The organism is Salinimicrobium soli (genome assembly GCF_048323655.1).
In the GTDB taxonomy this organism is placed as follows: domain Bacteria; phylum Bacteroidota; class Bacteroidia; order Flavobacteriales; family Flavobacteriaceae; genus Salinimicrobium; species Salinimicrobium soli.
The window spans coordinates 1-23312 of the sequence record NZ_JBLUWW010000001.1; the positions used below are offsets into that span (position 1 = coordinate 1).

Consider the following 23312-nt stretch of genomic DNA (forward strand, 5'->3'; position numbering starts at 1 on the left):
CAAGTTCAGGGTAAAGCTCAAAGACGTTTTCTAGTCTTAATTCTTATTTTGCTTATCATATTATCGCTAATATGATACGCGCTGTCAATTCAATATGTCAATGAACATCACCCCCTCCGTCTTCGGCACCTCCCCCTAAAGGGTGAGGATCATTCCGTATTCGGAAGGATGTTTCTCGGTAAGATAAAAGGAGTTGAACCTCTTCTGATATGCCCTCCCGGGATCTTTATTATTCAGTACTTCTTAATGAACTTCGCTCCTGTTCTAAGCGGCTGCAAATATACAACCGATTTTAAAACTCGCAAGAAAAAAATTTTATTTTTTTTCAAAGCTTCCGAAGAAGCTTTTTAGTTGAGAACGGCTCATCCTTCGCTAAAGCTTCGGATGACTAAGGGGATGCAAACTTACAACCTTTTTCCCGTACAAAACAAACAAAATTTCAAACTTTTTTCAAGGACCGTTTTTCGCTTTCAAGCTTCACCCCTGCTGGGCTCACAACTGGCGGTACATTTACCGTTTGTTGTTTCTCAAAGCGGGTGCAAATATACACCCACTTTCCATTCCCGCAAGTCCCTAATCAAACTTTTTTACCCTTTTTTTAAGCCCCCATTATAAGGTGCTGAAAATGACATTTTTGACAGAAAATAAAAAGTTAGATTTACGAAGGTAGAAGTTAGAATAGCAAACTGAAGAATGGGAAATAAGACACTATTCTTTATTCCAACCCAAACTTCTAACCTCGTACTTCTTCCTTCGTAATTCGTTTCGCGTTAGCGGGTGAAGCGGCATCCCCTGATAGCCATCAGGGATACAGCGGAACACGCGACTTATCCCGCTGAAGCGGGAGAAGTAACGCCAGAAAAAATTACATGAAAAAATTCCAGACAAGGCCGAACCTTATGGCGAAGTCCCGATAAGGATATCCGGGAGCAGCAAAGTTGTTATTCCCCAGAAGTAAAGCATCCAGTCTTTGAAGCTTGAAAAAGATCCTGGCTTGCCTGATCTTTCCGTTAAAGAAAAAGTCCAAGCCTTTTAATCCCTCCAGCTCCTGGTCCTTCTGCACATAGAATTCAGCAAGCACGGGATCATACGCATCCATATAGTAATCGAGAAAATAATTCACGGTAAAGCCGGTTTGAAGAAACAGCGCCTTTCTAAACCAGTGATCACTGAAGTAAAATGAATTTCTGGTAACGAAATTGGAGATATTGAGAACCTCACCGCCATTAAGAACCGTCTGGTATAATATGGTGTTGTCAAAAGCAAACTTCCCAAAAGTGAACTCCCGCTGTGCCTTCACCCGCAGGTAATTTACATCCCCATCGTATTGAAACGGTTTGACAAAGCCTTCTTCGTTCGTTCCAAAATAGGTGTAATTCCCTATTCGGGAATAATCTGCTTTTACGTTCACCAGGCTGGGTGCGACTAGAGACAAGCTGAGTTGCTGAAGATTCTGATTGGAAAAATCATTACGCCAGTTGTAATTGATATAATCGCTCTGGTACAACACGTAATTGAAATCTGGAGCCCGGTCCTGAACTTCTGCACCCACTACAGCCATTATATCTTTACTCAAAAGATAGCCTGCAGAGGCCTCAAGATCATACCCATCAAAGTCTCCGGAAAGATTCATTTCTCCCCTTGCAGCAACAAGAAATGCTCCCAGCTGATTTTCGTATTCCCCTCCTAGCGAAAGGATATTTCCTGTCAAACGATTTGGGATGAAACCACTTTCCAGGTCCAGCACCGCATTATACCCATAGTTATAGTGCTCGTAACCGGCCTTTGCCTCTAACTTTCCTAAAAGGGGATTTTGAAAGCTGACAAAAACTTCATTATCGAATGTCTCGAGTTCGGTTTTATCAGAGATCTCAACTTCTTCAAAAGATGGCCCAAAAATTTCTTTGGCGGCAGCCTGCTTAAAAACGTATTTTTTATCACTTAAATTCAGCCTATGTCCAACTTTGACCGTTTTGCGACTAATGGAATCTCCTGTGTTGATAAGATCAAAGGAATGGTCCAGGTAAAATCGCTTTCCAAAAAGGGTATTTTCAGCATCTTCATAATTAACATCAAGTCTGGCCCGGTCCTGAAATTCGGAATCTTTTAAAATATACTGTTGCAGCGACCTGTCGGTCAGTCCGCCATTCTCCTGGTTGAGCAGATCCTGGGCCACGTAATGTGTCCGCAGGTGATACCTGTCTTTGAAACCATCATAACTGACGGTGGCTCTAAAATTTCCGGAGCTCACTAAGGTATGCTGATAGATACCAAGTGATCTTAAACCTTTATAGGCCAACGAAATATTCAGATCTTCAGAAGGATTTATTGTGAAGAAAGAATCCAGGGTCTGGCCCTGTTCAAAAACGGTCTTAAAGTATAGCTCAGTAAAAGGGGTGGGTACGTGGTAATAGTAAATATCTTCTACTTCCATAAAGGCATCATGCCTGGCGCTGGCACCCATCTCAGGAAGCAACCCGTCATCTTTAGCAAAGTCATAGGTAAGCCTGGTATAGGGACGGCCAACATTGGAAAACGGTAGAAGTCCGAAATTATCCTTCCTAAGATAATTGAAACGGTAGTCTTTATATATATGTAAGGAAGTATCAACAAAAGTGGTGTCATGATCAAAAGAAATGATCTTGTACAGGTTGATCGGCGCTTTTTCTACGGAAGATTCTTTTCTATCCTGCTGAGGGTCCTGATCCTGAAACCCGGTATTTTGATTACGCTCTGTGAGCCGTTCATTTTTCTGCCTCACAGGCTTCTTTGGTCTCTCTATCTGCGAAAGAACCACGAATGGCATCAAAAGTAAACCGGCTAGAATAAAATAGTGTTTCATACCTGAATGGACTGAAGCAAAAGTATGATAAATGCGTTAAACTGGATATATAAAACAAAAAAACCGCCCCAGTTGGGGCGGTTTAAGAAATATGATTAAATCTTATTCTTTACAGAAGTGAATTAATTTTGGTCACCTTCTGAAATATATGGGTTGGCATCGATTTCAGCCTGTGGGATCTTCCAGATCCAGTCATCATTTACAGAAGGTCTTTCCTGGAAGAATCCATCCTGGTAAAGAACCTGTGAAGCTCCTGTATTAGACATATCCAAAGGCTCATCCCATCTAATATGGTCGTGATAGCTAAAGCCTTCACCCCATAATTCAACTCTCCTCTGGAATTTGATCTCTTCCATTAGTTTTTCCTGAGTATCGAATTCCGATTTATCCCAGGCAGGGTCTCTGGATTCAGCAAGAATAGCCAATGTCTCCTGTGCAGCTGAGATATCATTCATCATAGCTTGTGCTTCAGCTTCGATCAACACCATTTCAGCTGAACGCATATAGATCACATCATCTGGATCAATCGTACCGGGGTTCTTCTGAAGGAACTTAACATTCATATAAGGATGCGTGTTGTGACCATAAGTCATACCATAGGTTTCAACAACATTTTGCCAGGCTGCCCAGAAATCATCTTCATTGTCATAATTAGGATCAGATTCAAAACTTCCACCCTGACCATTAGAAGCTGCAGGGTTAGTATTTGGAGCTAATGGCAACCACGCATCTTTTCTCCAGTCTGTATCAGGAATCTCGTTGTACAACTCAGAACTGATGATCTTTGGATTACTTCTGTTCTGGCTTCCGTTGAAAGTTGGGGACACATAATAGAAGAATGAAGCGAAGTAATTGGTTTCACTGTCAATTACCCTTCCTCCCCAAATTACTTCGGAAAGATCATAGGTGTTGAATCCAGATTTCCACTCAGATTCTGACAGTAGCGGATAACCTTCTCTTGCTTTCGCCGCAGCTTCAGCTGCTACAGCCCAATCTCCTTTAGATAAAGCTATCCGAGCCTTAATCCCTTGAGCAGCATTAATGGAGATGTGAGATTTGTTAGCCGGAGCACTTGCTTCTGCTAAATAATCAATCGCATTATTGATATCACTTTCGATTTGAACATATACCTCCTCCACCGTTGCTCTTGGAGCACTATCATAAGGTGGCTCTGTTGCCAATACGATTGGCACACCAGGATCTGTTGAAGGGGTCCCTACCAAGTAACCTTTAGCAAAAGTTGTTACCAGTCTGTGGTATGCCCATGCCCGGTATGCATACGCCTGCCCAAGAATGTTATTCAACTTAGGAGTTTGAGCAAAACTTCCTTCTTCGATTTTATTGATAATGGAGTTCGCGCTGGCAATAAAGTGATAACGCTGGAACCAGAAGTTTGTCACTGTAGTGGAGTTAGGATTGGTATGGTTCAACCATTGAAGATCTGCTCTCATCCATCCGTTACCTGGAGAAGAGTGAATTATACTTCCACCAATAGCATCTAAAGAAGGAAGAAAATGGCTCTCACCGGTCCTACTCCACGTAGCACCAGTCAGCGGACTTTGAGCATACATTTGTCTGTGTAGTCCATTCAAAACCAACATCATATTTTCCGGGGTTGACAAAGCCGCCTCGGCAGAGATCGAATCAGTTGGCACGGTATCCAGGAAGTCCTCCGAACAACTTAAAGTCATTGCCGCCACAGAAAGCAGCAACAAACATTTTTTAAATCTAATTCTCATTTTTCTAAATTTTTAAATTTTCTTTTTCTTAAAAAGCAAGATTTACTCCTACAGAGACAACTCTGTTAGGATTATAGTCATTACCAGCAGGTGTACCAGCCAGGTTGTACTGAGGATCCAGTCCTGTTCTTTCAGCCCACATGAAGAGGTTCTCTCCAGATACAAATACGCGTAATCTGTCAAGACCTAGTTGATCTCTAAGGTTTTCATCAAGATTGTAAGCTAAATTTACATTTCTTAGCGATAAGTATGAAGCATCTGTTAGGAAACGATCTGACAAAGAAACAGACTGGTTAGGATTTCCATTTTCGAGTCTTGGAACGTTTGTTACGTCTCCAGGACTACGCCACGCTTTTAGGGCGTCCGGGTGAAGTGATTCTCCATACTCACCTTCGTGCATCATAGCAGCATAACCATAATCAAGGATCTTACCACCAAGCTGGTAGGTAAACAAGAAATCAAGATCAAAGTTCTTATAGCTTAAAGAGTTCTTCACAGAACCAATTAGATCAGGCACAGAACTCGCACCTACGTAAGCACGGTTTGCGTCGTTATAATCATTCGTAGTTGCGTGAGTTCCATCCTCATTTAAAACAGGAACATTTTCTCCGGTTTCAGGATCCTCGTCGTACATATAATACAACGCATCACCGTTGTCTGGATCTACACCGGCATAGTCATACAAATAGTAATCAAATCTGGAACGACCTTCAGCCCATCTTTTAGATCCGGTTACAAAAGGATCTGGCAGGAAGGTGATCTTGTTCTGAAGGGTAGAGGCCTGAAGTCCAATTTGCCATTGGAAATCTGCATTCTCAATAACGCGACCATTCAAACCAATTTCGATACCCTGGTTGTACATGTCTCCAATGTTCGCAGGACCTTCACTAAGACCCATTGATAGTGGTAACGGCACATTGTAAAGCAGGTCAGAAGAGTTTCTTCTATAGAATTCCACACTTCCGTCTAGACGGAAATCGAATAAAGCAAATTCTAAAGCTACATCCCAGCTTTCAACAGTCTCCCAGGTCAAACCAAGGTTTCCAAGATCAGACCAGAAAATTCCAGGTTCTCCCGCATTTGGAAGGAGGGAATAACGTGGCTGAGAAATGTAGAAATCAAGAAGGTCGTCGTTACCTACTTCACCGTAAGATGCTCTAAGTTTCAGGTTGTTCACGAAAGCAACATCATCCATAAATTCTTCCTGATCTATTCTCCAGGCTCCACCTACAGAATAGAAGTTACCCCAGCGCACATCTTTGCTGAATACTGAAGAACCATCTCTTCTTGCAGATCCACTCAGGTAATATTTCTCTCCAAAGTTATAGTTCAACCTCGCAAAGTATCCTTCCAATGTTTTATCTGAACTATATCCTGAAAGATCAGAAATAGTAGAGAAGTTGTCGAATTCGTAAATACCTACCGCAGTCTGGGTATTCTTAAATCCGCTCATTTGAGAATAGTGCCTGTCAAAACTTTCATGACCTAAGGTAAGTTCGAAGTTATGTTCCTCAAGTGACTTGGCATAGTTCAGGATCTGGTTGAAGTTCTCAACAGTTCTTCTGAACCTTAATTCGCTGTACCGTCCTGCAGGTGCTCCATCCCCTACCAGGTTGTTCTCGTATTCTTTATTGATATAGTCATTAATATCACGTCCATATAATAAGGTCATTTCAAGTCCTTCAATGATCTGAACTCCTGCCTTATATCTAAATCCATAGTTGTTGACTTCTGAAACGTCATTGTTAAGGATCGCTTCTTCAATCGCATGACGTCCAACATTTGTTGGTCTTGAAACAATACCATAATCCGGATAACCTTCTCCACGGTCATACTGACGGTTGCCGTCAGCATCCAGAATAAAATCACCAGTTGCAGGATCAACAAGATATACAGGGTAAATAGATCCCATGTTTTTAGCAAAACCGAATGGGTTGGCAATGGAACTTCCTCTGGAAGATGGACCATTAGTGGTTGATAAAGACAGGTTCATGTTACCTCCCAGCGTTAACCATTTAGTAGGTGTGAACTCTCCATTTAATCGGCCTGTAGTTCTCTCGAAATCACTTTCAATGACATATCCCTGTTCATCTAAATGAGAGGCGGAGAAGAAGAAACTGTGATTTTCACCTCCTCCGGATACATTCATATTATGACTTTGTCTGCTTCCGGTGCGTTCAAGAGCATCATACCAGTCAAGTCCTTTAAAGATCACTTGCGCATTTGGATTTAACTGCCCGTTTACATCCACAATTTGATCATTAGGTACATTGAACGGGTTGTAACCCAAACGGTTATAAATTGTAGCCGAGGCTTCTGCTGCAGCGTCCGGGCCTGTAAGGGAGTTTTTATACCCCTCCCACATCAATTCATAATATTGACCGGGAGTAACGGCATCATATTCATCAATAGCTTTAGTAATAACTCCATATTGTGAGTTAACAGTCACGGAAAGATCAGCGCCCAATCTACCATTTTTGGTAGTGATCATAACTACTCCGTTCGCCGCACGCGAACCGTAAAGTGAGGTAGAAGCCGCATCTTTTAATACAGTAATGGACTCGATGTCATTCTGGTTCAATGTAGTCAGACCACCTTCATATTGAATTCCATCCACGATATACAGCGGGCTGGTGCTTCCATTTAAGGTACCTACACCGCGAATGACGATACCCGGGGAAGAACCTGGTTGTCCAGATGCAGAAAGGAACTGCACCCCGGTAGCATTACCTTCAATAGCAGAAATTGGTGAGGTAAGAGTCCTCATTTCCAGTTCTTCTGACTTAATTACAGAAGCAGAACCTGTAAAAGCTTCTTTTGTTGTGGTTCCATAAGCAACTACCACTACCTCTTCAAGAGTTCCGGTATCAACCGCAAGTGTAACATTATAAACATCTGCAGAGCCAACCTGTATTTCTTTCGTAACAAATCCCACGTAACTAAATACCAGGATATCGCCTACTTCTACAGAAAGCTCATAATTTCCATCAAAATCCGTTTGGGTACCGTTAGCGGTCCCCTTTTCAATAACGTTAACACCAACTAATGGAAAACCTGTGTCATCGAGCACCTGTCCCGCAACAGTTTTTTCCTGTGCAAAACCAGTCTGCACAATTAACACTAATAAAAGTGTTAGAAATCCACTTAATTTTTCTTTCATTTTTTAAGTTATTTGAATTAGCCGATTTCAAAATTCTTAATTATTTCCAAAAATTACAAGAGATTTTAGTCACCTAATCGATAAAATTTAAGAAAACATTCTAATTTCGCATAAAAAGCGGCAACAAACGAACCCTTCAGTACTGCTAGCCTTTTACTAAAGAAATACTCGAAATTGACTTTCGTAACCTGCTTTGGCTCAATTATTTATTTTAACACAATTTCCCAATTTTTCAGAATTACAATGACCTTCCTTATTATTTAAAATTCAATCTTAAAATAAGGAGAAGGAGAAGTGTTAAATTTTAATTTACCTTAAAGAATTTTATGTTCAAACTGAAAAAGTCTTCAAGGGAAAACAAAATGAAGCAAAAAAAACCGCCCCAGTTGGGGCGGTTTTATTAATTATTGGAACTGAAGATTATTCAGCCGGCACAAGCTCTACTGTTACCTCAAGAGATTCTACTTCTTCGGTGTCAGGATCATCAAATAGACTTGTTGACAACTCATAGGTAAACGTACCTGTACAAGAGTCGTACTCACCAGCACCACCAAGCGCGTAGCCCGATTCACTATTTACAGTTAGAGAGAAATCATCGTCAAGGGTGATTACACCTGGGTACTGGAACATCCCTGCGTATGCAGCATTGCCAGTCAATCCGGCAATAGCATCTCCCCACAAACTAACTGCAGAGAAAGCATAGCTACCATCATTACTTAAAGTAACGTCAAACTGTTCAAAAGGGCTAGTACCGTAGTAGACAGTTCCTGTATAATCTTGTCCAAAAGTCGGATCAACCACTTCAGAGAAAGTAGGCATGGTAAAAGAAGTAGTGGTCACAGCCTCAGATCTCGTACCGTCAACATTTACAGTAACAGCATAAATGGTATAGGATCCACCCAGGGCAAGACCTGTAAGATCAACCTCTTCTGACCCAGCAGTTGTAAAGTTCACTTCCTTTCCGTCGTCAAAAACATCATCTGAAGTCAATGCATCATCTGCAGCAGGCTGCACCACGTAATACACTGTTGATTCAGAATCAACAGTAATAGTAGCCGTTGGCGCAGGGCATACTGCATTGGCAGCAGTAACATTAGTTGACAAAGTCACACCTGTTGTAGGTGAAAGATCGTATGGCAATTCGTATTCTTGCAGGTCACTACAGGACGTAATGAACAATGAAACCAGTACTAATAAACTTAATATTTTTTTCATCTTCAAGTGTTTAAATTTTGGTTAATTGAATACGAACAGTTCCGGAAAAACATCCGGCAGAAACACATCTTCTGAACACCAGGTCCATAAATTGATCACAAGTTCTAAAGGAAGACTGATTTCCTCCGGAAGGATTGGTTGCCCATACATCTCCATAAGTAGAGTTTACATAAAGCACACCACCAAGTTCACGACTTCTGAAATTTACCTTTGGATTATTTGGATCAGAATTATCAAGACCTATGTAGGTAGTTCCTCCTGTTTCATAAAGGTTATCAAGCACCAATACATCATTGGCAGCGTCATAAGTAATAGACACTTCATAACAACCATCGCAATATCCGAACTCGTTAGCCAAATAAGTCCCTTCGAAAGAAGACATGTCAAGCTCACAATCATTATCGGTAATGGTAACGGTAGTTTCGGTATTAAATTTACCTTCACCAGCAATTCCCAGAGGAATATCATCATTGTCTAAAGAAATGGTAATTTCCTTGTTGCCGTCAGTTTCAGCATTGTCAATTGGAGTTATGGTGATCTGACCTACAAACTCCCCAGCCGGGATTTCTAAAGTTCCATCAGCAGGAGAAATAGTGTAGGCAGATGGATTATCACCAACTACTGTAAAATTGACAGTCACACCATCTGGATTAGTTTCTGCACCATATAGTACATCCACCACAAGAGGATCTGTCGAGTTCTCGGTAACTACATAGGAAGCCTCTCCAAATTGCAACCATTGGGTATCACGCCCAAGGTTCGGCTTTTCCTCTTCCTGGCAAGAAGCTAACAACAGCAGCGCCGACAAAAAGAGTGAATATATTTTAATTTTTTTCATGGTTTCTTTTTTAGTATTAATATCCAGGATTTTGAATCATCTCGTCATTCACAAAGATCTCACTTTGCGGGATTGGAAGAGCCCATAGATAACTTGATGCTTCAAGGAAACAAGCATCTGCAGCCAGGTCTTCACAATCTGCGTCATTACGATCTACAGGTCTTGCAGTTCGCTTCAGGTCAATAAATCTGAATCCTTCGTAAGCCAACTCTCTGTATCTCTCTTCCAGAACCTGAGGTATAGCAGCAGCTGAAGTGGTGAAATCAGCATCTACGTAGTTAGGGATCCTGTTTCTTCTAAGAGTATTGTAATCTGCCTCAGCCCCAGCTATGTTTGGAGAACTTTGTCTTAAATAAGCCTCCATTCTAATAAGGTACTGCTCAGAAATACGGAAGATTTTAAGGTCGTTCAACCCGATAACAGCAGCAGTTCCAGGATATTTTACGATCCTGTTCTGGGCATCAAAGAATACGTCCTTTCTTACGTCATCTGCCTGGTAAGCTTCAAGTAATTTAGTAGAAGGATTGAAGTAAGTAAGAGATGGGTTTGGATTAAATAATTGTCCCACAGCTCCATCACCTGCAACTCTGGCTAATTTGAAGATCTGTCCTTTCACGATATCGTCAGTCCAAACCAAAGGATACTCAGAAATAGTTGGCAAGCTATATTTGTTGATCAACTGAGTTGAATAATTGATTGCAGCTGCATAATCGCGGGTATATAAAGCAATACGAGAACGCAAAGCTGTAATCGCGTCAGCATTGAAGAAGTAAACTTCTTCAAAAGAATCAGGTATCAAGCTTTGAGCCTGATCCAAATCTGAATTTATTCCTGCCAAAACCTCTCCTAAAGTATTTCGGTTAGGAGTTTGCAGTACTACAACGTAGTCAACATATGGAACAGAAAGTGCATTCAAATCTGTCATAGAAGGCGTGTAATAAACAGCCATCTGGAAATGTGAATAAGCACGAAGACCTAAAAGTTCTCCTTTGTAACGTTGAAGTAAAGCTTCTTCTTCAGGAGTATCGGCAGTGATCCCCTCGATAGCTTCTAAAACACGGTTGATCCGGTTAATGGTTGTGCTATGTGAACCATAGATACCATTTCCTTCACCAGAGGTGATAGACCAGGTATGAACCTGAATTCCCTGACCATTGTTTTGAGGGGCAATGGTTAACTCATCAGTAAAAAGAGCGTCCCAATAAAGATCGCTGGTATTAGACACTGTTGAGTAAACACCTATCACAGCATCACCTACATCTTTTACATTGGTTATGGCGTTAGATTCCACGATCTCATCTGCGGGCGCCACATCAATCGCATTGTCACAACTCCCAAGGAGTAGAAGCGATGCGAATAAAAAAGAGATTTTAAAATATTTCATAGTATTTTATTTTTTTAGAAAGTTAGGTCGACACCAAAAGTAATTGTACGTGGTGTTGGATACTCATAAGAAGCGATGTTGTTGTCATCTTCCGGATCAAATCCTGTAAACCTTGTCCAGGTATAAAGGTTTTGTCCGATAAGGAAAACGCGAACTCCGTCAAACAATGTATTTCTTTCCAGATATTCTGTAGGCAACCTGTAAGATAGAGTAAGGTTTGTCAATCTTGTGTAAGATGCATCTTCAATATCTTTTGAAGTAAATTGTCTGTTATACGCCGCTCCCTGAATATCGGTAACCTGACCTGGGAACTGCCACATAGTTAACATTTCCGTAGAAAGGTTATAGGCATTAAAGTTAACGTTTTCCTGGAAGAAAGACTGGTTGTTGAACCTGAAGTAGTCTTCAGCAAATGTGAACAAAGCAGATACACTAAATCCTTTGTATCTGGCTTCTCCACCAAATCCTCCTGTCCAAACCGGCTCATAACTTCCCCACTGTGCAGTACTGTTTGAAGCACTATACACATTGGTGATATTCCCGTCAAGATCATAATAAAGCGGCTCCCCGTTTGCAGGGTTCACACCGGCCCATCCAACTATATAATGAGATCCAAATGGAAGACCTTCTCTAATAATAGAAGTTCCTAACTCATATTCTTCTTCCTGACCAAGGTCAACAATTTCGTTCTTGTTATAGTTAAAGTTTCCATGAAGACTGAAACCATAATCAGGCGTTCTGATGATATCCCCTTTTAAGAATCCATCCACCCCTTTGTTTTCCATTTTACCGGCATTGGAATCTATTGAACCAAATCCTGAAGATGCTGAAAGTGTCTGGTTGATGAAAAGGTCACTAATGTTCTCGATGTAGTAGTCAACTGCACCAACAAGTCTTCCGTTGAAGAAATCAAAATCAACCCCTACGTCAAACTTGGCAGATTCTTCCCATTTCAACTGGTCGTTACCAACAGAAGTGGCAATGATCCCGGGAATACCTCCATAAGATGTAGTACCATAAAGACCTTCATCCTGGAACGCACCAATACCAGCCTGGTTACCGGTTGTACCATAACTTCCTCTTAACTTAAGATTATTGATCCAATCAACATTTTCAAGGAATGCCTCATCTGAAATATTCCATGAAGCTCCAACAGCCCAGAAAGTACCCCATTTGTTAGCATCAGAGAATCTAGAAGAAGCATCACGTCTTAGAGTAGCTTCAAAAAAGTATTTTTCAGAAAAATTATATTTAGCATTTCCAAAGTAAGAGAATAGTCCAAGTTCAGAAACTGCTCCTCCTACCTGTGGAATAAATCCATTAGAAGCATCTCCCGGAGTAATACCGGTTGCATATCCTACCAATTTAGGGTTTATCCCATATCCAGTGTAATTACCTCTCTGGAAGTGAGACTTATAATATTCTGTAAACAGTCCAAGAGATACATTGTGTAACTCACCGAATTGATTGTCATATCGTAGAGACGTAATAGTGTTAATATTCGCCTGATATTGGTTATTATACGAATAATGACCTTTATTTCCTCTAAAACCGGCATTCTGTCCAAAATAGGTTTCAGGACTTGAAGCGCCTTCAAGAGTTCTTCCAATATAATCTAAACCTACATCAACACGGGCAGTAACATTTTTCAATACCTCGATCTGACCATTAAAATTGGCTAATAATTTTAGGTCAGCCTCTTTATTTATGTTCCTGTTAAGGTTTTCCAGGGAGTTACCTCCTACTAAACCTCCACCTACATTGTAATAACCGTCTTCGCGGAAAGGCTTTTGATAAGGCAATGCTAAGTAAGCAGCAGCAAACGGGTTGTTAAGGTTGATTCCAGCCTCACTTGAAATAAAGTTTGACTTTGAATATCCCATAGCCATATTACCACCAAATGATATCCTGTCATTCATTTTATGATCCAGGTTCATACGATAGGTAAACCTCTGTAAGTTTGATCTAATCCCAATACCTTCCTGATCGTAATATGCCAGGGAAGTATAAAAGCGAGTTTTAGCACTACCACCGCTCATAGAGAGGTTGTGTGTCTTTGTAGTACCTGTTCTGAAGAAATAATCAGTCCAGTCAGTTGATTCTGCATTTTCAATATCAGCATCTGTCCATTTCCCTGGAGAAAGAATGTTCTCAAAAGTCATTTTTTGAGGAGCATCCATCAGGTTGAAACGCTTCTGCCCTATTTGTGACTCCCCGTACTGAGTAGTATATCGAATACTGGTAGGAGTTTCAAAGTTTCCTGATTTTGTGGTAATCAGGATAACACCTGAAGAACCTCTGGAACCATAGATAGATGTAGAAGCCGCGTCTTTAAGAACGGAAACACTTTCGAAATCATTTGGGTTCAAAGTTGCAAAGTCAGCAGCTGTAATTGGCACCCCGTCCAATATATATAGGGGAGCAGAACCTCCATTTATAGAGTGAGTACCACGAACTCTAACTTTTGCGGCACTACCGGGTTGTCCAGATCCTGAAATAACGTGTAGACCAGGAGCCTGCCCTTTAAGTACCTGATCAAAAGATGCGATAGGCACTTCTTCTATTGTTTCAGCATTTACTGAAGAGACCGAACCAACAATAGCACCTCTTTTTTGGGTACCATAGGCTACAACTACTACTTCTTCAAGTTCAGAAGCATCTACCTTCATGGTAACATCAATTCTTGTAGTTCTTCCTACCAAATGTTGAGCAGTCTCAAAACCTACGAAGGAAAACACCAACATCTCCCCTTGATTCGCATTGATGCTGTAATATCCATCAAAATCTGTTTGGGTACCCCTGTTGGTATTTTTAATAACAACATTAACACCAGGTAAAGGCATTCCGGTATCATCAGTCACTGTACCGGTAATGACCATTTCCTGTGCAAAGGAAATTTGCACAACTAACACCAGCAATAGTGTTAGGATTCCACTTAATCTTTTTTTCATTTTGTAATTTATTAGAATTAGCCAGCGCCAAAAATCATAATTAATTCTTAATAAACCAAAAGGAAGATAACAACTTAATTGTTAATTTTTTAAGTAAAATTTTTCAGGTTAAATACATTTCAGAACTATTCTCAGAATAAAGAAGTAAATGCCATATTAAAATCAGTTTTTATCAATTTTAAACGTAAATAAAACATTTATCACAAAAATGTAAAAAATTTAAACACCCTTATGAAAGGAGCTTTTCATCGTTAAAGGACCTGAATTCAAAAATCTTCTTCTAACTTTGTCACCTCAAAAGGTCAGTTTTGAGAACCACTTTGAACCGGAAGCAATGCTAAAAAAAAGTCACACCAAATTTCTCTTCGAGTGCGGGACCGATGAAGCCGGACGAGGTTGCCTGGCAGGACCTGTGACAGCTGCAGCAGTTATCCTTCCCAAATCATTCAGGAACAAGCTTATCAATGACTCCAAAAAATTAAATAGCCTGAACCGGATTGAGCTGCGGAAATTGATCGAAAAGAAAGCAGTCTGTTATTCGGTTCAACACGTATATATGGAGGAGATTGACAGGATCAACATCTTGAACGCCTCCATTCTGGCTATGCATCGATGTATCGAAACCATGACCACTGTTCCGGAATTTATTTCTGTGGACGGTAACCGTTTCAAACCATTCCAAAACATTCCGTATGAGTGCATCATTAAAGGAGATGGAAAATATCTTAACATTGCGGCCGCCTCGATCCTTGCAAAAACTTATCGGGATGAATTTATGGCAAAGATCCATGAAGAATATCCTATGTACAACTGGAAACAGAATAAAGGATACCCAACTGAAGAGCACCGGGAGGCGTTAAAAGAGTACGGTCCCACCCCATATCACCGTAAAAGCTTCAGACTACTCCCCGAACAGTTGGAACTTCCCCTGTAAATACTACTTTTGTAGGAAAACAGCTCTTATGAGAAAATATCTTTTGCTCCTTGTATTTGCAGCTCTGCTTAGTTGCACTAAAGACAGGCAGGGAGCCGGGGAACTGACCGATTTCATTCCTGCCTCTTCAGGAGTCATTCTAAAACTTCAGGATCCGGATCTTTTTTTCAGTAATCTTCAGAACAACGAATTCTTAAAGAAAAACAAAAATTTTCCGCTCTATCGTCAGATAGCAGCAGAAACGAAAATATTGGATCTCGTTCCGCATAAAGATCCCGCGTTCCTAAGTTTCAGTTTCTCCCAAAAGGATTCTCTTCATTTCACTTTTATCACCAAACAAAGCCGAATCAGCGCGACCGACTCCACTGAAATCACTGAAAAAGACGGACAGATAACAGAATTAGAATTCAATGGGAGACAGGCATACCTTGTTGTGAAAGATAGCGTACTCATTTTGAGCAATTCCAGTAACCTGTTGAAAGAAAGCTTAAATAAAGAAACCACTTTGATGGATCTGCCCGATTTTGAAAAAGCATTGAAGGCAGCTTCCTCAAAAAAACCTTCCATATATATTCATCACAAAAAAGCAAAACCTTTAATTCAAAAATGGTTTCCCAACTCTACCTTCTCGCAACTTCCTTCTTTTAGTAACTGGACGGTTCTTGATTCAGATTTCACTCAAAACGAAATTAAGTTACACGGAATTTCCACTGCCGGTGATACTTTGCCACGTTTGATAAACGTCTTTAAAAATGTCAATCCTGCAGAGAATTTACTGGGAAGTATTAGTCCGCTGAATAGCACAGGCTTCTATTCTGTTACGTTTAAAGATTTTAAACAGCTAAGCGAAAACCTGAAAACCTTACAAGGAAATGCGAAGCCTGAAGGATCCAAAGAACTGGATCTTTTACAGAATTCTGTGGAAGCCGGAATGATCTACACTTCTGAAGCTTCAGTATTCGCTGTCCGCATACCCGGAAACGAGTTCGCATCCACTTTTTCGAATGACCTAAATTTAGCAGAAAGTTTTCGGGAAACTTCCATTTTTGAATACCCTAAGCCAAAGGTTTTTGCAGACCTTTTAAAACCATTATTAAAGCCAGAGAACCTGAAGTATTTTGCAGTTCTCGATCAGTTCGCCATTTTTTCTGAATCTGATGAAGCCTTAAAAGAAGTGATCTCTGCTTTTCAAAACGAGCAGGTACTTAACACCAGTAAAGCTTATTCTTCAGCTTTTGAAAGCCTGAGCTCAGAAGCTTCCATTCTTCTCGTCTCCAATAACAAAAATTTTAAAAATGAACTTACCGACTCAAGTTCTGATGCGTTAAAAGAGGAGATGGAAAAACTGGATTTTGAGGACTTCCCTTTGAGCGCCCTGCAGTTCGTCTACCAGTCCGACTTTGCTCATGTACATGCAATTATATCAAAAAATGAAAATATGCCGGCCGCTACCGGTACATCCCAGCTTTCTTCAATCAAACTGGGTGCTGCATTGGCGGCAAGGCCTGTATTTTTTCGCAACCACCGTACGAACGGAATGGACGTTGCAGTGCAGGACATCGAGAACCTGCTCTACCTGATAGCTCCTACCGGTAAGATCTACTGGAAAAAGAAACTTGATTCCAGGATCCTGGGTGAGATAGCTTCTGTAGATCTTTTCAGAAATGGTAGATATCAGCTGGCCTTTGCCACTCAGAATAAACTTTACGTTATAGATCGCGATGGCAACCCTGTAAAGCCATTTCCGCTGGAGTTCCGGGATGAGATCACCCAACCGCTTGCTGTATTCGACTACGAGAACAACAGGGATTACCGGTTTGTGATCGTACAGAACAAAGATGTTTATATGTATGACAAGAAAGGGCGACAGGTAAAAGGTTTTGAATTCCGTAAAGCTTCCGAAAGGATCCTCTATCCACCAAAGCACATCAGGATTGGGCGCAAAGACTATATTGTCATAGCCGAAGAAGGGGGCAAAATTGACATTTTAAGCAGGACAGGAAAAACCAGGGTCGCAGTGAAGGAGGAAGTCGCTTTTTCAGATAATGAATGGTATGAGTACAACGGCGATTTTGTCTCCACGAATGCCAAGGGACAACTGGTAAGCATTAGCGAAAATGGAAAAATCAAAAGAGAAGACCGCGGACTTTCTGACACCCATAAGATCACTGCAACCGAAAAGACTTTTGTGAGCCTGTCAGATAATATCCTACAGATCAAAAACAATACGGCTACCCTGGACTTCGGACTATATACTGCTCCCCAGATCTTTTACCTCAACAATAAGATCTATGTGAGTGTCACTGACCTGCAAACGCATAAGATATACCTCTTTGACAGTAATGCAGAACTTATCAATGGCTTCCCCGTCTACGGAAATTCCGTAATTGATCTTGCCAATGCCGAAGGTGATTCAGCACCCGAATTGGTGGTGCAGGGAGATGAGGATTCGGTGTTGATATATGAAATTAGACGTTAGTATATTTAAGAGAAAGAAGAACGGAGCGTTTGAAAAATGGCATTTTTGACCTCTTTTAATTTTGACTCCGGAAATTTTTCCCGCTGATCTCGCAGATTCCCGAAGAACTTCATCAAAGCATCACTACTTCACTGTAGGCCCAATAGTTTCACACGAAGAACACAAAGATTTAAAAGAAGAACACAAAGATACCTTTGGGCCACAGAAAAGACAGGGTTCAAAAGTTGCATTACCTGTTGAGATATATCAGATTCAGCTGAAGAAAAAAAATTCGTGAATTCGTGGCCAAAAGAACGTACAACTTGCAACCGGCAACCACAATAGCCCCCTTCAGGAGGTTGGGGTCAAACCAGTTCAGCCTCAAAAAGGGCAGAAAAGTGCTTTTTTAATTTTTCTTTTACTTCGTCAACCGGAACTTCTTTGACGCCGAGTTCCACATTTAGCGAGGTTACTGCCTTCCCTTCTATTCCGCAGGGAATTATATTGTCAAAGTAGCCGAGGTCGGCATTTACATTAAATGCAAATCCGTGCATGGTCACCCATCGGCTCGCCCGTACTCCCATAGCGCAGATCTTTCGGGCAAATGGAGTACCAACATCCAGCCAAACGCCTGTCTCACCCTTACTTCTTTCCGCAGAAATTCCGTAGTCTTTCAAAGTCAGGATAATTGTCTCCTCAAGCAGTCGCAGGTATTTATGGATATCTGAAAAGAAATTCTCCAGGTCAAGGATCGGGTAACCCACAATTTGTCCGGGTCCATGATATGTAATATCGCCACCGCGGTTGATCTTATAGAAGGTCGCGCCTTTTTGTTTAAGCTGCTCCTCGTTAATAAGTAAATGACTAATATCACCACTTTTTCCGAGGGTATAGACATGCGGATGCTCTACAAAAAGAAGGTAATTGGGGGTTTCCTCGGAAGTGGCTTCGCGCCGGTTCTTTATTTTCAGGTTCAGGATGTTCTGGAACAGTTCTTCCTGGTAATCCCAGGTATCCTTATAATCCTTCAGCCCCAGTTCCTGAAATTCAATTTTCTTGTTCAATTCTTCGGTCATTAAATTTGTTACCTCCGGTTGTTCAGAATGATCAGTGCGGCAAGCACTCCCGGAATCCAGCCCAGTAAGGTGAGAATAAGCACAATGAGGACAGATCCACATCCCTTATCTATCACTGCAAGGGGCGGAAACAGAATTGATAATATAACTCTCCAAAGGCTCATAATACTGACCCAAATATACAATTTCTCGCCAACAAGAACGGCTTAAAAAACAATTGATTGATTGTGTGATAGTCTGTATCTTTGCCAGTTCTAAATTGAATTGAAATATGCATTTATCTGAACAGGAAATCATTCGCAGAGAGAAACTGGAATCTCTTCGGAAACTGAACATAAATCCTTATCCCGCGGCGCTTTATCCGGTAGATCATACTACAGCCGAAATAAAATCGAATTTTGAGGAAGACAAAAAGGTAGTTATTGCCGGCCGACTCATGTCCAGAAGGATTCAGGGAAAGGCATCTTTTGCCGAAATTCAGGATTCCACCGGAAAGATCCAGGTTTATTTCAATCGCGATGAGATATGCCCGGGAGACGATAAAGGCAAATACAATGACGTCTATAAAAAACTTCTTGACATTGGAGACTTCATTGGTATAGAAGGAGAACTTTTCAAGACTCAGGTAGGGGAAATGACGGTAATGGTGAAGAATTTCACCCTGTTGAGCAAATCATTAAAACCGCTGCCCCTTCCAAAAACAGATAAAGAAGGTCACACTTTTGACGAATTCAATGATCCTGAACTTCGCTACCGCCAGCGATATGCAGACCTTGTAGTAAACCCAAAGGTGAAAGAGATCTTTGTCAAGAGAACAAAGCTTTTCAATGCCATGCGTAACTTCTTCAACGACAAAGGATACTTTGAAGTTGAGACACCTATCCTGCAATCCATTCCCGGAGGTGCAGCTGCAAGGCCGTTTATCACGCACCACAACGCATTGGACATTCCGCTTTATCTACGTATAGCTAATGAATTATATCTAAAAAGATTGATCGTAGGTGGATTTGACGGAGTTTATGAATTCTCAAAGAACTTCAGAAATGAAGGAATGGACCGAACCCATAATCCTGAGTTCACCGCCATGGAGATCTATGTGGCTTACAAGGACTACAACTGGATGATGGAATTCACCGAAAACCTGATCGAACATTGTGCGCTTGCTGTCAATGGATCGACCAAAGCTACCTTCGGAAAAAACGAAATTGATTTCAAAGCTCCGTATGCGAGGGTCACTATGACCGAAGCGATCAAAAAATTCACCGGATTTGACATTACCGGAAAATCTGAAAAAGAGATCTACGAAGCTGCCAAAGGTATGGGCATCGAAGTAGATGATACTATGGGAAAAGGAAAGCTCATCGATGAGATCTTTGGCGAGAAATGCGAAGGCAATTTCATACAGCCAACCTTTATTACAGATTATCCTAAAGAGATGAGTCCGCTTTGTAAAGAGCACCGTGACCATCCTGAACTTACAGAGCGTTTTGAGCTGATGGTCTGCGGAAAAGAGATCGCTAACGCCTATTCCGAGCTAAATGATCCTTTGGAGCAACGCGCCCGTTTTGAGGAGCAGTTAGAATTGTCTGAAAAAGGAGATGACGAAGCAATGTTTATCGATCACGATTTTCTCCGTGCCCTTGAATACGGAATGCCGCCAACTTCCGGACTGGGAATTGGAATGGACAGATTGATCATGTTCCTTACTAACAAACAATCCATCCAGGAAGTATTGTTCTTCCCACAAATGAAACCGGAGAAAAAAACTCCTACCCCAAAACCGGAAGATTTCCTTAAGATAGGAATTCCGCAAGAATGGGTAGACGTGGTAATGCACGAATTCACTTCGGTTGCTAAACTGAGGGAACAGAAACCTACACAGGTTCACCAAAAACTGAACGGACTTCGCAAAAAGAACAAATTACCTGTCGCTGCCCTGCAGTTGGACGAGGTAGAAAAGTGGTTCTAAAAACCCGAAGTAAAAATAAATTTGCCCCCAAATGCCCTTTTTCCAAGAGTGTGTTTGGGGTTTTTAATTTTCCGGAAATTTAAAAAAGTTAAAATTTTAAACCTTTCTCTCTTTCTGCTGTCAAAGGATTGCATACTGCAACCCCCTGTTTTTAAACAATCTTCTGTTAGGTAACCAGGATTTGTTTTTTTACATTGGGCATCTTTTAACCAAAAATTCACATTAATGAACAACCGATTATTGTTTCGGCTTGCTATTGTTTGCTTATCTTTTTCAATAACAAGCTGTGCTGTTTTTCAACCTGAAAAGAATAAGAAAACAGTAGCCACTGCCGCAAAACCATCTCAAAAAGATAAGAACGGCATTAAAGACTTCGACAAGGTCATCACCAAAAAAGCGAAAACAGACAAAGGTTTGTTCACCGTACACCAGGTTGAAGACGATTATTACTTCGAGATCCCCGACAGCCTTTTCAACCGCGAAATGCTTATGGTCACCAGGATTGCCCAAACTGCATCGGGCATTGGTTTTGGTGGGGGAAAACAGAATGAACAGGTACTGCGATGGGAAAAGAAGAACAAGAATGTTCTTCTTCGTGTAGTTTCTCACGATGTTTTTGCTGCAGATTCACTTCCTGTTCACGAAGCTGTAGTAAATTCCAATTTTGAACCTATCCTATTCTCCTTTGACATTGAAGCTTTTCACAAGGATTCTGTGAACAATGCTACTGTGATCAAGGTAACAGACCTGTTCAAAAAGGATGTTCAGGCTCTAGGTTTTCCAGAAAGAAATCGTAAAACTTATAAAATAAGCCGACTTGACGACAGCAGGTCTTATATTGACACTATTAGAAGTTACCCTAAGAACATTGAAGTTCGTCATGTAAAGACCTACAATGCTGGGGAACCACCTTCAAATTCAAGCACAGGATCTATTTCAGTTAAAATGAGCAACTCCATGATCCTGCTTCCAAAGGTTCCTATGGAAAGAAGATATTTTGATGAGCGCGTAGGCTGGTTTACTACCGGACAAACAGATTACGGACTCGATGCCCAGGAAAGTAAGACCGTGCGTTACCTTGATCGCTGGAGACTCGAAGTGAGGGACGAGGATATGGAAAAATTTAAGAACGGGGAACTGGTAGAACCAAAAGAACCGATCGTTTACTACGTTGATCGTGCCACTCCAAAAAAATGGATCCCATACATCAAGCAGGGAATTGAAGACTGGCAAGTAGCTTTTGAGGCGGCAGGTTTCAAAAATGCGATCATTGCAAAGGATCCTCCGACCAAAGAGGAAGATCCGGACTGGAGCCCTGAAGATGTGCGCTATTCTGTAGTGCGTTACCTGGCTTCCCCAATCCCAAATGCTAACGGACCACACGTAAGTGATCCACGTTCCGGAGAAATTCTGGAATCGGATATTAACTGGTACCACAACGTAATGACCCTTTTGAGAAACTGGTTCTTTGTTCAGACCGCAGCTATTAATGAAGATGCCCGCGGAGTAGAGTTCAAGGACGAGATCATGGGTAGATTGATCAGGTTTGTATCTTCTCACGAGGTTGGACATACTCTTGGTCTGCCTCACAACATGGGAAGCAGTGTTGCTTATTCCGTAGAATCTCTTAGAGATCCTGAGTTTACTCAAAAGTACGGAACTGCACCTTCTATTATGGATTATGCACGTTTCAACTACGTTGCTCAACCTGAAGATGGAGATGTAGCTCTTATGCCGAACATTGGGCCCTACGATAAGTACTCCATCATGTGGGGTTATAAACCGATCCCTGAAAAAGAAGGAAAAGAGGAAAAAGAAATCCTTGATTCCTGGATCCTTGAAAAAGCGGGAGATCCTGTTTACAGGTTTGGTGCCCAGCAAAGCAGTGTGATCGATCCAACTTCTCAAACCGAAGATCTTGGTGATGATTCGGTTCTTGCCAGCCAGTACGGAATCAAGAATCTTAAGAGAATTGTTCCTAACCTCATCGAATGGACCGCCGAAAAAGGCAAGGATTATGATGATCTCGAAACCATGTATGAGCAGGTTCTTGGACAGTATAATCGGTATATGGGCCATGTTGCCGCGAATGTGGGTGGTGTGATAAAAGAAACCAAGACCTACGATCAGGAAGGAGCCGTGTATTTTCACGTTACTCCCGAAAAGCAGAAAAATGCAATGAATTTCCTACAGGATGAGTTGTTCTCAACTCCTGAGTGGCTAATCGATCAGGAGATCTTTAACAGGATCGAATTTGACGGTAGCGTTGAAAGGATCAGAAATACTCAGGAAAGAACCCTTAATAACCTTCTTGACTTCGGAAGAATGGCCAGATTGATCGAGAACCGTGAAATGAACGGAAGCGATGCATACGGACTACTCGATATGATGCAGGACCTGAGGACCGGTATCTGGAGTGAGTTGAGAAGAGGTCAGAGCATTGACACCTATCGCAGGAACCTTCAGCGTGCCTATATTGACCGAATGGAATACCTGATGAAAAAAGAGCAGGATCCAATTCCTGCCCGTTTTAGGTCTTGGGTTACCCGTTCAAATATAGATGTGGCGCAGAGTGATATACGCCCTGTGGTAAGAGGAGAGCTTAAAAAACTTCAACGCGATCTACGCAATAGTATAGGTCGAAGCAGGGATACACTTACCCGTTACCACCTGGAAGATGCGTTGGAAAGAGTGAATTTAATACTGGATCCAAATAGTTAACCAATAATTGCACAATAATTAAAAG

General features: G+C 41.3%; 13 protein-coding genes. 4 read left to right on the forward strand and 9 right to left on the reverse strand.

Going from position 1 to position 23312, the window contains the following annotated elements:
* Nucleotides 1–865: 865 nt before the first annotated feature.
* The 7 genes from ACNORC_RS00005 to ACNORC_RS00035 all read right to left on the reverse strand — a co-directional run bounded on the left by ACNORC_RS00005 (nucleotide 866) and on the right by ACNORC_RS00035 (nucleotide 14129).
* Nucleotides 866–2842: a putative porin gene (locus ACNORC_RS00005; protein WP_418333525.1), complete on the reverse strand. Its 1977-nt coding sequence runs from the start codon at nucleotides 2840–2842 to the stop codon at nucleotides 866–868.
* A gap of 122 nt (nucleotides 2843–2964) precedes the next feature.
* A complete protein-coding gene (locus ACNORC_RS00010) occupies nucleotides 2965–4581 on the reverse strand; it encodes a RagB/SusD family nutrient uptake outer membrane protein (RefSeq protein ID WP_418333526.1) in 1617 nt (538 codons plus the stop codon).
* A gap of 28 nt (nucleotides 4582–4609) precedes the next feature.
* Entirely contained in the window at nucleotides 4610–7741 is a 3132-nt protein-coding gene (locus ACNORC_RS00015; RefSeq protein ID WP_418333527.1) for a SusC/RagA family TonB-linked outer membrane protein, read from the reverse strand.
* Between the two features lie 420 nt (nucleotides 7742–8161).
* Nucleotides 8162–8956, reverse strand: coding sequence for a hypothetical protein (locus ACNORC_RS00020; RefSeq protein WP_418333528.1), 795 nt, complete (start codon nucleotides 8954–8956; stop codon nucleotides 8162–8164).
* Between the two features lie 10 nt (nucleotides 8957–8966).
* Nucleotides 8967–9794, reverse strand: coding sequence for a hypothetical protein (locus tag ACNORC_RS00025; protein ID WP_418333529.1), 828 nt, complete (start codon nucleotides 9792–9794; stop codon nucleotides 8967–8969).
* Between the two features lie 16 nt (nucleotides 9795–9810).
* Nucleotides 9811–11178, reverse strand: coding sequence for a RagB/SusD family nutrient uptake outer membrane protein (locus ACNORC_RS00030; protein ID WP_418333530.1), 1368 nt, complete (start codon nucleotides 11176–11178; stop codon nucleotides 9811–9813).
* 14 nt (nucleotides 11179–11192) lie between these two features.
* Nucleotides 11193–14129, reverse strand: a complete 2937-nt coding sequence (locus ACNORC_RS00035; RefSeq protein WP_418333531.1) for a SusC/RagA family TonB-linked outer membrane protein — start codon at nucleotides 14127–14129, stop codon at nucleotides 11193–11195.
* Between the two features lie 334 nt (nucleotides 14130–14463).
* Here ACNORC_RS00035 and rnhB point away from each other — a divergent pair, with 334 nt between their 5' ends.
* Together rnhB and ACNORC_RS00045 are read left to right on the forward strand one after the other, a co-directional pair.
* The gene (gene rnhB, locus ACNORC_RS00040) at nucleotides 14464–15063 is read left to right on the forward strand and encodes a ribonuclease HII (RefSeq protein WP_418333532.1); all 600 of its coding nucleotides are present in this window, start codon (nucleotides 14464–14466) and stop codon (nucleotides 15061–15063) included.
* Between the two features lie 28 nt (nucleotides 15064–15091).
* A complete protein-coding gene (locus ACNORC_RS00045) occupies nucleotides 15092–17542 on the forward strand; it encodes an NHL repeat-containing protein (protein WP_418333533.1) in 2451 nt (816 codons plus the stop codon).
* A 344-nt stretch (nucleotides 17543–17886) separates the two neighbouring features.
* Here the strand turns inward: ACNORC_RS00045 and lipB are convergent, their stop codons facing one another.
* Both lipB and ACNORC_RS00055 read right to left on the reverse strand, forming a co-directional pair.
* Complete coding sequence (gene lipB / locus ACNORC_RS00050) at nucleotides 17887–18597, reverse strand: lipoyl(octanoyl) transferase LipB (protein ID WP_418333534.1); 711 nt, start codon at nucleotides 18595–18597, stop codon at nucleotides 17887–17889.
* A gap of 8 nt (nucleotides 18598–18605) precedes the next feature.
* Nucleotides 18606–18761, reverse strand: coding sequence for a YqaE/Pmp3 family membrane protein (locus ACNORC_RS00055; protein WP_418333535.1), 156 nt, complete (start codon nucleotides 18759–18761; stop codon nucleotides 18606–18608).
* A 107-nt stretch (nucleotides 18762–18868) separates the two neighbouring features.
* Between ACNORC_RS00055 and lysS the strand changes: the two genes are divergently transcribed.
* Nucleotides 18869–20566: a lysine--tRNA ligase gene (gene lysS / locus ACNORC_RS00060; protein ID WP_418333536.1), complete on the forward strand. Its 1698-nt coding sequence runs from the start codon at nucleotides 18869–18871 to the stop codon at nucleotides 20564–20566.
* Between the two features lie 225 nt (nucleotides 20567–20791).
* Nucleotides 20792–23287: a zinc-dependent metalloprotease gene (locus ACNORC_RS00065; RefSeq protein ID WP_418333537.1), complete on the forward strand. Its 2496-nt coding sequence runs from the start codon at nucleotides 20792–20794 to the stop codon at nucleotides 23285–23287.
* Nucleotides 23288–23312: the final 25 nt, after the last annotated feature.